This window comes from Pseudomonas sp. URIL14HWK12:I5, assembly GCF_900176445.1.
Taxonomy (GTDB): domain Bacteria; phylum Pseudomonadota; class Gammaproteobacteria; order Pseudomonadales; family Pseudomonadaceae; genus Aquipseudomonas; species Aquipseudomonas monteilii.
Window position 1 is genome coordinate 64,198 of the sequence record NZ_FWXQ01000012.1, and the last position, 11,660, is coordinate 75,857.

An 11,660-nucleotide genomic window follows, 5' to 3' on the forward strand; every position below is an offset into this window, starting at 1 on the left:
CAGGCGGTTTCCATCTTGGCTGTGGCGCTGTGCGCTCGTAGTAAGGTGATGGTAACAAAAAAACGCGGGCTAGACGGACTCACAAGCCCTGCAAGGTCTGCATCAACACCCGCACTTTGGCGATCGACTCTTCATATTCGGCCTGCCATTCGGAGTCAGCCACTACCGCGCCGCCACCCCAGCAGCTGACCTGGCCGTTTTTGACCAGCAGGCTGCGAATGGCAATCGAGCTGTCCATCTCGCCGCGCACATCCACATACAGCAGCGAGCCGCAGTACAGCGCCCGCCGCGTGGGTTCCAGCTCGTCGATGATCTGCATGGCGCGAATTTTCGGCGCGCCGGTGATCGAGCCGCCGGGGAAGCTGTCGCCGATCAGGTCCAGGGTATCCTTGTCGCTGGCAAGCTGGCCGGTGACACTGCTGACCAGGTGATGGACGTTGGGGTAGCTCTCCAGGCTGAACAGCTCCGGTACTTTCACCGAGCCGATTTCGCAGCTGCGCCCCAGGTCGTTGCGCAGCAGGTCGACAATCATCAGATTTTCCGAGCGGTCCTTGGGGCTGCGCAGCAGCTCCTCGGCATTGCGTGCGTCTTCGCCTGGGTCGCTGGCGCGCGGACGGGTGCCTTTGATTGGCCGGGTTTCCACCTGGCCCTCGCTGACACGGATGAAGCGCTCGGGCGAAAAGCTCAGCAAGGCGCTGCCGTCAGCCAATTGCTGGTAGCCGGAAAACGGCGTGGGGCATACCTTGCGCAGGGCCTGGTAAGCTCGCCAGGGGTCACCCTGGCAGGGGGCGCGGAAGCGTTGAGTCAGGTTGATCTGATAGCAGTCACCGGCCTGGATGTAGCGCTGTACCTGGTCGAAAGCGGCTTTGTACTGTTCCGGCTGCAGGTCACCAGCCATTGGGGCGAGCAACTGGAAGTCACCGGTTTCGGTGCAGCGACTGCCTTCGAACAGGCCGATCAGGCGTTCTCGCTCGTCGCTTGCCAGGCTCGGGTGGAACACCAACTGGCTGGTACCTTGCAGGTGGTCGCTGACCAGGGCCCAGGTGTACAGGCCCAGTTGCGCGTCAGGCAGGCCGAGGTCGTCCACAGCCAGGCTTGGCAGGTGTTCCAGCCGACGGCCGAAGTCGTAGCTCAGGTAGCCGATCAGGCCACCGGCAAAGGGCAGTTCAACGCCCTTGGGCAAGCCTGCGTGGCCCAGTTGCGCCAGGCCGGCACGCAGGCGCTGGAGGAAGGCGCGGCCGTCTTCATCGGGCTGCGCTTGCAACTGTTGCAGCGGCCAGGCGCTGAGCAGGTCGAAGCGACCGCGTTCGGCGCCGGGGCGAGCGCTGTCGAGCAGGATCGCGCCGGGGGCCTGGCGCAGGCGGGCGAAATAGGCAGCAGGGTCGGGCTGGTAGGGCAGGGGGTGCAGCGTACAGGTCGGCATCAGTGTGGACGGCGATGTAAAAGCGAGGAGGGCGATTGTAGACCTGTGTAGGAAAAGCGCCTAGCACTGGGCGCGACATTCAACATTGTGTTTTATGCAGGGGCTGCAAAGCAGCCCCAATATTTCAGCGGTTGGGCACGTGCCCGAACAACCCCTGTGCTACACGAACGCGCTGTTCGGCATCTTCAGTAATACCATCTTTTGCCAGCGCTTCAATGTGCGCCTCAATGGCATGGGTGCGCTGGGTCAGGCCGCAGTCGTTGGCAATCTGGATGTTCAGGCCCGGGCGGGCGTTGAGTTCCAGAATCAGCGGGCCTTTGTCCTGGTCCAGCACCATGTCCACGCCAATGTAGCCCAGGCCGCACAGCTCATAGCAGCCGGCCGCCAGCTTCATGAAACCATCCCAGTTCGGCAGTTGCACGCCGTCCACCGCATTGGTGGTGTCCGGGTGCTTGCTGATGATGTTGTTCAGCCAGGTGCCGCGCAGGGTCACGCCGGTGGCCAGGTCAACACCCACGCCGATGGCGCCCTGGTGCAGGTTGGCCTTGCCGCCAGACTGGCGGGTCGGCAGGCGCAGCATGGCCATGACCGGGTAGCCCATCAGCACGATGATGCGGATGTCCGGCACGCCTTCGTAGCTGATGCTCTTGAAGATCTGGTCGGGGGTAACCCGGTACTCGATCAGCGCGCGGTCGCGGTGGCCGCCCAGCGAGTACAGGCCGGTGAGGATGCTCGAGATCTGGTGCTCGATTTCCTCATGGCTGATGATCTTCCCCGACACTGTGCGGTAGCGGTCCTCGAAGCGGTCAGCGATGACCAGGATGCCATCACCGCCGGCACCCTGCGCCGGCTTGATGACGAAGTCGCTGCGCCCACCAATGATCTGGTCGAGCTTTTCGATCTCTTTTTCGGTCTCGATGATGCCGTACATTTCCGGCACATGGATGCCGGCCGCCAGGGCACGCTCCTTGGTGATGATCTTGTCGTCGACAATCGGGTACAGGTGGCGCTTGTTGTACTTCAACACGTAGTCCGCGTTACGCCGGTTGATACCCATGATGCCCCGGGCCTCCAGGGCTTTCCACGTCTTGATCAGGCCAAACATCAGGCGTCAGCCTTCTTCAGGAATGCCTTGAAGCGCACGAGCTCGGTCAGGCGATAACCGCGGTAGCGGCCCATCGCCAGCATGAAGCCCACCAGGATCAACAGCACGGCAGGGAAGGTGAACACGAAGTACACCAGTTCCGGCACCATCATCAGCAGGTGCGCAAGCGACGCGGCGAACAGGGTGCCGATGGCCACTTTCATGGCATGGCCACCGCCACGTTCTTCCCAGGTAATGGACAGGCGTTCGATGGTCATGGTCAGGATCACCATCGGGAACAGTGCCACCGACAGCCCGCGCTCAAGGCCCAGCTTGTGGCTGAACAGGCTGATGGCGGCGATCAGTACCACGACAAAGGTGAGTACCACCGACAGGCGCGGCAGCATCTGCAGCTTGAGGTGTTCCAGGTACGAGCGTAGCGACAGGCCCAAGGCCGTGATGACCGTGAACAGCACGATGCCGAAGCCCAGCTGGGTCTCGCGGAAGGCCAGGGCGATCAGTACCGGGGTGAAGGTGCCCAGGGTCTGCAGGCCGATCAGGTTGCGCAATACCAGGATCACCAGCACGCCGATCGGGATCATCACCATGATCATGAAGGTTTGCTGGGTCTGCAGCGGCAAGCCGTACAACGAGTATTCGAGGAAGTCGGCGTCGGTGTTCTCGTCGGTCAGCTTGGCCAGGCGGATGGCGTTCATCTCGCTGTTGTTCATGCTGAAGGTGACGTTGGCTTTCTTGCCGCCATCGACGGTGATCAGGTTGTCGTCACCGGTCCACCACAGCAGGCGGTCGCTAGGCAGACCCTGCTCGCCCGTGTCCGGGTTGAAGTACAACCAGTCGTTACCGTTGAAACTGCGCAGCCACAGCTCCGGGGTTTGCGGGGTATCGGCCACCAGGCGGATGGTGTGCACCTTCTCCATCGGCACATGGGCAATCGACAGCAGCAGGTCGATGATCTGGGCCTTTTTCATTGGCGAGGTGTCGCCGGCCAGCAGCAGCTTGACGTTGTCGTCGTTGAGGTTGTTGACCCGCTTGATGGTCTCGCTGACGAAGGTCTCGACGTCGGCGGAGTGCTGGCGAATCGGCGCCATCAGGGCTTCGGCGGCAATCTTCTCGGGGCCTTCGATCGCCAGGCTGTCACGGAAGGTCGGGCCTTTGACGGTGGTCTTCTCGTTGCTGTAGCGCTTGGTCAGCACCAGGCGGTAGTACAGGGTCTGGTTGCCGCTGGCGCGGCGGGCCGACCAGGTAACCTTGCGGTTGCCGTCGGCGCGGTTGACGCTGACCCCGTAGTTGTTGGAGATGAAGCTCTCGTTAAGGCTGACGTAGTCGCGGTTCAGCGGTGGCACGAACATCTGCACCTTGACCGGGTCCTTGGTGCTGGCCACGAACTCGACCTTGGCGTCGATGTTCCACAGGTCGTCGGTTTCATCCTCGGTCACCGGGATGCCGAGGAAGAAGATCTGATAAGCCGTGACCGCCACGCCCAGCAGCACCAGCACGGTGATCAGGACTTTCAGATGGAGGGTAAGAGAGCGCATCGGGATTACTCTGCTTTGGGAGCGTCGGTGGCACAGGCAGGTTTGCCGGCCGCATATTTAAGGCTTGGGTCGACCAGCGCGTCGAAGTGCTTGAGCGCCTCGGAGCCGATCAGCAGCGGGAACTGGAACGCGCTGCGGTCGGTGAGGTTGACTTCGATGGTGCGCATGGCCTGGCCCATGCAGATTTCGAGTTCGATGACCGGGCGGGCGGTATAGGCCTTGCCCGATTCGGCATCATAGTCGCCGGCCCGGCGCTTGATCTTGCTCACGCGTGCCAGCGGGCGTTCGATCGGGTGCGAGTGCGCCGCATCGATGGCCAGGTAGAAGCGCACCCAGCTTTCGCCGTTGCGCTTGAAACGCTTGATGTCGCGGGCGCTGAGCGATGCGGTCTTGGCACCGGTATCGAGCTTGGCGGCCACTTCCAGGTCCAGGTCGCCCAGGCGGGCGTATTCGTTGAGACCATACACGGTCTTGCCCGCCGCCTGGCCAAGGGCCGGTAGCAGGGTGAGGCATAGCAGCAATAAAACGGGTGTAAGTCTCATAATCCTGGCGCGGTGCAGTGCAAGGTTCGGGCTATGTTAAGGGCAAGGCGACTGGCAACGACTGCGCAAGCTTCCTCGTTAATCTGTCAACAAGCATGAATGGATGACAGACAGGCTATCCATACCCCATCGGAGGCGCGGCATTCTATCACGCCGACGTCTTGACGCCAGCGGTGCGCGATCTGACAGCATCGAGAGGGTGATAGTTCGTTCTTAGACGATTGTCGACAATATTCATTTTGTCTTTGACTTGGAGGGCTCTGTTCGTTAATTTCTGGCGAAGAGTTTTTCAAGGTGTCGACAATATGCAGGACCTTTCCACCCCCAGCCCGGTGCAGGCAGACGAAACGGAAACCCTTTCCGAAAACGTCTTCCGGCGCATCCAGGCGGCCATCGTCAAAGGTGAAATCGCCCCCGGCAGCAAGATCTCCGAGCCGGAGCTGGCACGCACCTATGGCATCAGCCGCGGGCCGCTGCGCGAGGCCATTCACCGCCTCGAAGGCCAGCGTCTGCTGGTGCGCGTGCCGCATGTGGGGGCGCGGGTTGTGTCACTCAACCACGCCGAGCTGATCGAGCTGTACGAAATCCGTGAATCGCTCGAAGGCATGGCCTGCCGGCTGGCCGCCGAGCGCATGAGCCAGGCGGACATCGACGAGCTGCGCCGGGTGCTCGACACCCACGAGCGCGATGCCGCGTTCCAGGCCGGCCTGGGTTATTACCAGCAGGAAGGCGACTACGACTTCCATTACCGGATTATCCAGGGCAGCGGCAACCAGACCCTGGTCAAGATGCTGTGTGGCGAGCTGTACCAACTGGTGCGCATGTACCGCATCCAGTTCTCGGCCACGCCCAACCGTCCACGCCAGGCGTTTTCCGAGCACCACCGCATTCTCGATGCCATCGCCGACCGTGACGGCGAACTGGCCGAACTCCTGATGCGCCGCCACATCGGCGCGTCCAAGCGCAATATCGAGCGTCACTACCTGGACGCCCACAACAACAGCCCACGAGGTGAGAAATGACTGTGAAGAGCACCCCCGGTCAGCGTTTCCGCGACGCCGTTGCCGCTGAACACCCGCTGCAGGTGGTTGGCACCATCAACGCCAACCATGCCCTGCTGGCCAAGCGCGCCGGCTTCAAGGCCATCTACCTGTCCGGTGGCGGCGTGGCCGCCGGCTCCCTGGGCCTGCCGGACCTGGGTATCAGTGGCCTGGACGACGTGCTCACCGACGTGCGCCGCATCACCGACGTGTGCGACCTGCCGTTGCTGGTGGATGTCGACACCGGCTTCGGGGCCTCGGCTTTCAACGTTGCCCGTACCGTGCGTTCGATGAGCAAGTTCGGTGCTGCCGCCATCCATATCGAGGATCAGGTGGGCGCCAAGCGCTGTGGTCACCGCCCGAACAAGGAAATCGTCAGCCAGCAGGAAATGGTCGACCGCATCAAGGCCGCCGTCGATGCCCGCACTGATGACAGCTTCGTGATCATGGCGCGTACCGATGCCCTGGCCGTCGAAGGCCTGAACGCTGCCCTGGACCGTGCCGAGGCCTGTATCGAGGCTGGCGCCGACATGATCTTCCCGGAAGCCATTACCGAACTGCAGATGTACAAGACGTTCGCTGACCGGGTGAAGGCACCGATCCTGGCCAACATCACCGAGTTCGGCGCCACGCCGCTGTACACCACCGAAGAGCTGGCCTCGGTCGACGTCTCGCTGGTGCTGTACCCGCTGTCGGCGTTCCGTGCCATGAACAAGGCAGCCGAGAACGTGTACACCGCACTGCGCCGCGACGGCACGCAGAAGAACGTGATCGACACCATGCAGACCCGCATGGAACTCTACGATGCCATTGGTTACCACGCCTTCGAGCAGAGCCTCGATGCGCTGTTTGCCCAGAAGAAGGGCTGAGCAACACCCCGAATTAGCCAGAAAGCATCCATAACAAATTCAAGAAAGGAGAATCACCATGGCCGAAGCAAAAGTACTCAGTGGCGCAGGCCTGCGCGGCCAAGTGGCTGGTCAGACCGCACTGTCGACCGTGGGCCAGGCCGGTGCCGGGCTGACCTACCGGGGTTACGACGTGCGTGACCTGGCGGCCGGTGCCGAATTCGAAGAAGTCGCCTACCTGCTGCTGTACGGCGAGCTGCCAACCCAGGCCGAACTGACCGACTACAAGCGCAAGCTCAAGGGCCTGCGTGACCTGCCGCAAGCACTGAAGGAAGTGCTGGAGCGCATCCCGCGTGACGCTCACCCGATGGACGTGATGCGCACGGGTTGTTCCGTGCTGGGCACCCTGGAGCCCGAGCTGACCTTCGAGGCCCAGCGCGACAAGACTGACCGCTTGCTGGCGCTGTTCCCGGCCGTGATGTGCTACTGGTACCGCTTCACCCATGAGGGTGTGCGCATCGATTGCACCAGCGACGAAGACACCCTCGGTGGCCACTTCCTGCACCTGCTGCATGGCAAGAAGCCGAGCGAGCTGCACGTCAAGGTGATGAACGTGTCGCTGATCCTCTACGCCGAGCACGAGTTCAATGCCTCGACCTTCACTGCCCGGGTCTGTGCCTCGACCCTGTCCGACCTGTACTCCTGCGTCACCGCTGCCATCGGCTCGCTGCGCGGCCCACTGCACGGCGGTGCCAACGAGGCGGCGATGGAGCTGATCGAGCGTTTCCAGAGCCCGCAGGACGCCACCGCCGAGCTGCTGCGCATGCTGGAGCGCAAGGACAAGATCATGGGCTTTGGCCACGCGATCTACAAAGAGTCCGACCCGCGCAACGAGGTGATCAAGGGCTGGTCGAAGCAGTTGGCCGACGAAGTGGGTGACAAGGTGCTGTACCCGGTTTCCGAAGCCATCGACAAGACCATGTGGGAGCAGAAACGCCTGTTCCCCAATGCCGACTTCTACCATGCCTCGGCGTACCACTTCATGGGCATCCCGACCAAGCTGTTCACCCCGATCTTCGTCTGCTCGCGCCTGACCGGCTGGGCGGCGCACGTCTTCGAGCAGCGCGCCAACAACCGCATCATCCGCCCGAGTGCCGAGTATGTCGGCGTCGAGCAGCGCCAGTTCGTGCCGATCGAACAACGCTGAGCTGACGTCGCAGGGGCTGCTTTGCAACCCTTTCGCGGCACAAGGCCGCTCCTACAGGACGGCGCAATACCTGTAGGAGCGGCCTTGTGCCGGGAAAAGGGGTGCAAAGCACCCCCGTGGCCAGACCTGCAAACCGAATACCGTGACCGAGCCTGATAACGATATGAACACTGCATTCCGCAAGCACCTGCCAGGTACCGACCTGGACTACTTCGATGCCCGTGCGGCGGTCGAGGCGATCAAGCCCGGCGCCTACGACGGCCTGCCATACACCTCCCGCGTGCTCGCCGAAAACCTGGTGCGCCGCTGCGACCCGGCCACCCTCGATGCGTCGCTGAGCCAGCTGATCGAGCGCAAGCGCGACCTCGACTTCCCGTGGTTCCCGGCCCGCGTGGTGTGCCACGACATTCTCGGCCAGACCGCGCTGGTCGACCTTGCCGGCCTGCGTGACGCCATTGCCGACAAAGGCGGTGACCCGGCCGCGGTCAACCCCGTGGTGCCGGTGCAGTTGATCGTCGACCACTCGCTGGCCGTCGAGTGCGGTGGTTTCGACCCGCAGGCGTTCGAAAAGAACCGTGCCATCGAAGACCGCCGCAACGAAGACCGCTTCCACTTCATCAACTGGACCAAGAAGGCGTTCAAGAACGTCGACGTGATCCAGCCGGGCAACGGCATCATGCACCAGATCAACCTGGAGAAGATGTCGCCCGTGATTCACAACGACCGTGGCGTGGCCTACCCGGACACCTGCGTCGGCACCGACAGCCACACCCCGCATGTCGATGCCCTGGGCGTGATCGCCATCGGCGTGGGCGGCCTGGAAGCGGAGAACGTGATGCTCGGCCGCGCCTCGTGGATGCGCCTGCCGGAAATCGTCGGCGTCGAGCTGACTGGCAAGCTGGCACCGAACATCACCGCCACCGACCTGGTGTTGGCCCTGACCGAATTCCTGCGCAAGCAGAAAGTGGTCGGCGCGTATCTGGAGTTCCACGGTGAGGGTGCCCGCGCCCTGACCTTGGGCGACCGCGCCACCATTTCCAACATGGCCCCGGAATACGGTGCCACCGCAGCCATGTTCGCCATCGACCAGCAGACCATCGACTACCTGCGCCTGACCGGCCGCGAAGAGCAGCAGGTCAAGCTGGTCGAGACCTACGCCAAGGCCGCCGGCCTGTGGGCCGACAGCCTGGGCGGCGCCGTCTACGAGCGCACCCTGAGCTTCGACCTGTCGAGCGTGGTGCGCAACATGGCCGGGCCGTCCAACCCACACGCCCGCGTGGCCACCCGTGACCTGGCTGCCAAGGGCATTGCCGGCAGTTGGGAAGACGTGCCAGGGCAAATGCCTGACGGCGCGGTGATCATCGCCGCCATCACCAGCTGCACCAACACCAGCAACCCGCGCAACGTGATTGCCGCAGGCCTGCTGGCGCGCAATGCCAACAAGCTGGGCCTGGCCCGCAAACCTTGGGTCAAGTCGTCGCTGGCACCGGGCTCCAAGGCCGTGCAGCTGTATCTGGAAGAGGCGGGGCTGGAGAAGGAGCTGGAGCAACTGGGCTTTGGTATCGTCGCCTTCGCCTGCACCACCTGCAACGGCATGTCCGGCGCTCTGGACCCGGTAATCCAGCAAGAAATCATCGACCGCGACCTGTACGCCACCGCCGTGCTGTCGGGTAACCGCAACTTCGACGGGCGTATCCACCCGTATGCCAAGCAGGCCTTCCTGGCGTCCCCGCCACTGGTGGTGGCCTATGCCATTGCCGGCACCATCCGCTTCGACATCGAGAAGGATGTGCTGGGTGTGGTCGATGGTAAGGAAATCCGCCTCAAGGACATCTGGCCGAGCGATGAAGAGATCGACGCCGTGGTGCGTGCTGCGGTGAAGCCAGAGCAGTTCCGCAAGGTGTACATCCCGATGTTCGCCATCGAGGAAGACCGTGGGCCGAAGGTGGCGCCGCTGTACGACTGGCGCCCGATGAGCACCTACATCCGCCGCCCCCCCTATTGGGAAGGTGCCCTGGCCGGTGAGCGCACCCTGCGCGGCATGCGCCCGCTGGCGGTGTTGCCGGACAACATCACCACCGACCACCTGTCGCCGTCCAACGCCATCATGCTCGACAGCGCGGCCGGTGAGTACCTGGCGAAAATGGGCCTGCCGGAAGAAGACTTCAACTCCTACGCCACCCACCGTGGCGACCACCTGACCGCCCAGCGTGCCACCTTCGCCAACCCCAAGCTGTTCAACGAAATGGTGCGCAAGGAAGACGGCAGCGTGAAGCAGGGTTCGCTGGCGCGTATCGAACCGGAAGGCAAGGTCACCCGCATGTGGGAGGCCATCGAAACCTACATGCAGCGCAAGCAGCCGCTGATCATCGTGGCCGGCGCCGACTACGGCCAGGGTTCGTCCCGTGACTGGGCGGCCAAGGGTGTGCGGTTGGCGGGTGTCGAGGCGATCGTGGCCGAAGGCTTCGAGCGCATTCACCGCACCAACCTGGTGGGCATGGGCGTGCTGCCGCTGGAGTTCAAGCCGGGCACCGACCGCAAGACCCTGGGCCTGGACGGTAGCGAGACGTATGACGTGCTGGGCGCGCGTACGCCCCGGGCGACCCTGACGTTGGTGGTTACCCGCGCCAATGGCGAGCGCCTGGAAGTGCCGGTGACCTGCCGCCTGGACACCGCCGAGGAAGTGTCGATCTACGAGGCGGGTGGCGTGCTGCAGCGTTTTGCCCAGGACTTCCTCGAAGCAACCGCTTGAACAGGACTTGAACATGGCACATGTACCGCAAGTGAAAATCCCCGCCACCTACATCCGTGGCGGCACCAGCAAGGGTGTGTTCTTCCGCCTGCAAGACTTGCCCGAGCAGGCGCAAATCCCGGGGCCGGCCCGCGATGCGCTGCTGTTGCGGGTAATCGGTAGCCCCGACCCTTACGGCAAGCAGATCGACGGCATGGGCGGTGCCACCTCCAGCACCAGCAAGACCGTGATCCTGTCGCAAAGCATCAAGCCCGGGCATGATGTGGACTACCTGTTCGGCCAGGTCAGTATCGAAAAGGCGTTTGTCGACTGGAGCGGCAACTGCGGCAACCTGTCTGCGGCGGTCGGTTCGTTCGCCATCAGCAGTGGCCTGGTGGACGCGGCGCGCATTCCACGCAACGGCATCGCCACGGTGCGCATCTGGCAGGCCAACATCGGCAAGACCATCATCGCCCATGTGCCGATCACCGAAGGTGAAGTGCAGGAAACCGGCGATTTCGAGCTGGATGGGGTGACCTTCCCGGCGGCCGAGGTGCAGCTGGAGTTTCTCGACCCGGCAGCCGACGAAGACGGTGACGGCGGTTCGATGTTCCCGACCGGTAACCTGATCGATGAGCTGGAGGTGCCGGGCGTGGGTACGTTCAAGGCCACCCTGATCAATGCCGGCATTCCGACCATCTTCGTCAATGCGGCCGATATCGGTTATACCGGCGCAGAACTGCAGGACGCCATCAACGGGGACCCTCAGGCGCTGCTGCGTTTCGAGACCATTCGTGCATACGGTGCCGTGCGCATGGGCCTGATTGAAAACGTCGACCAGGCAGCCGGACGTCAGCACACGCCAAAAGTGGCGTTCGTTGCGCCGCCGAGCACCTACACTGCGTCCAGTGGCAAGGCGGTGCAAGCGGGTGATATCGACCTGCTGGTGCGCGCCTTGTCCATGGGTAAACTGCACCATGCGATGATGGGGACGGCTGCGGTGGCGATTGGCACTGCGGCGGCCATTCCGGGCACGCTGGTCAACCTCGCGGCTGGCGGGGGTGAGCGTAGCGCCGTGCGTTTCGGCCACCCCTCGGGCACCTTGCGGGTCGGGGCCGAGGCGCGTCAGGTGAATGGTGAGTGGACAGTGACCAAGGCAATCATGAGCCGCAGTGCTCGCGTGCTGATGGAGGGCTGGGTTCGCGTGCCTGGCGATAGCTTCTAACGCA

The 11,660-nt window shown here is 63.2% G+C and carries 9 protein-coding genes; 5 read left to right on the forward strand and 4 right to left on the reverse strand.

Going from position 1 to position 11,660, the window contains the following annotated elements; genetic code table 11:
- Positions 1 to 79 precede the first annotated feature (79 nt).
- The 4 genes from pabB to B9A31_RS24195 form a co-directional block, all read right to left on the reverse strand.
- Positions 80 to 1,423, reverse strand: coding sequence for an aminodeoxychorismate synthase component I (gene pabB, locus B9A31_RS24180; RefSeq protein ID WP_084297467.1), 1,344 nt, complete (start codon positions 1,421 to 1,423; stop codon positions 80 to 82).
- 124 nt (positions 1,424 to 1,547) lie between these two features.
- The gene (locus B9A31_RS24185) at positions 1,548 to 2,528 is read right to left on the reverse strand and encodes an alpha-L-glutamate ligase-like protein (RefSeq protein ID WP_016714746.1); all 981 of its coding nucleotides are present in this window, start codon (positions 2,526 to 2,528) and stop codon (positions 1,548 to 1,550) included.
- Positions 2,528 to 4,063 carry an osmotic stress tolerance membrane protein RloB gene (locus B9A31_RS24190; protein ID WP_016714745.1) on the reverse strand — a complete coding sequence of 512 codons (1,536 nt, stop codon included), beginning with the start codon at positions 4,061 to 4,063 and terminating at the stop codon, positions 2,528 to 2,530. The genes B9A31_RS24185 and B9A31_RS24190 overlap by 1 nt, the downstream gene beginning before the upstream one ends.
- 5 nt (positions 4,064 to 4,068) lie before the next feature.
- The gene (locus tag B9A31_RS24195; protein WP_016485910.1) at positions 4,069 to 4,605 is read right to left on the reverse strand and encodes a retropepsin-like aspartic peptidase RloA; all 537 of its coding nucleotides are present in this window, start codon (positions 4,603 to 4,605) and stop codon (positions 4,069 to 4,071) included.
- Positions 4,606 to 4,910: 305 nt separating this feature from the next.
- On the opposite strand from B9A31_RS24195, the gene B9A31_RS24200 reads away from it, so the two are divergent.
- From B9A31_RS24200 to prpF, 5 genes are all read left to right on the forward strand, one after another.
- Entirely contained in the window at positions 4,911 to 5,627 is a 717-nt protein-coding gene (locus B9A31_RS24200) for a GntR family transcriptional regulator (RefSeq protein WP_016714744.1), read from the forward strand.
- Positions 5,624 to 6,514: a methylisocitrate lyase gene (gene prpB / locus B9A31_RS24205; RefSeq protein WP_016714743.1), complete on the forward strand. Its 891-nt coding sequence runs from the start codon at positions 5,624 to 5,626 to the stop codon at positions 6,512 to 6,514. Before B9A31_RS24200 ends, prpB begins: the two co-directional genes overlap by 4 nt.
- Before the next feature lie 58 nt (positions 6,515 to 6,572).
- Entirely contained in the window at positions 6,573 to 7,700 is a 1,128-nt protein-coding gene (gene prpC / locus B9A31_RS24210) for a bifunctional 2-methylcitrate synthase/citrate synthase (RefSeq protein ID WP_016714742.1), read from the forward strand.
- 163 nt (positions 7,701 to 7,863) lie between these two features.
- Positions 7,864 to 10,452, forward strand: a complete 2,589-nt coding sequence (gene acnD, locus B9A31_RS24215) for a Fe/S-dependent 2-methylisocitrate dehydratase AcnD (protein ID WP_025754396.1) — start codon at positions 7,864 to 7,866, stop codon at positions 10,450 to 10,452.
- 13 nt (positions 10,453 to 10,465) lie between these two features.
- Positions 10,466 to 11,656: a 2-methylaconitate cis-trans isomerase PrpF gene (prpF, locus tag B9A31_RS24220; RefSeq protein ID WP_084297468.1), complete on the forward strand. Its 1,191-nt coding sequence runs from the start codon at positions 10,466 to 10,468 to the stop codon at positions 11,654 to 11,656.
- Positions 11,657 to 11,660: the final 4 nt, after the last annotated feature.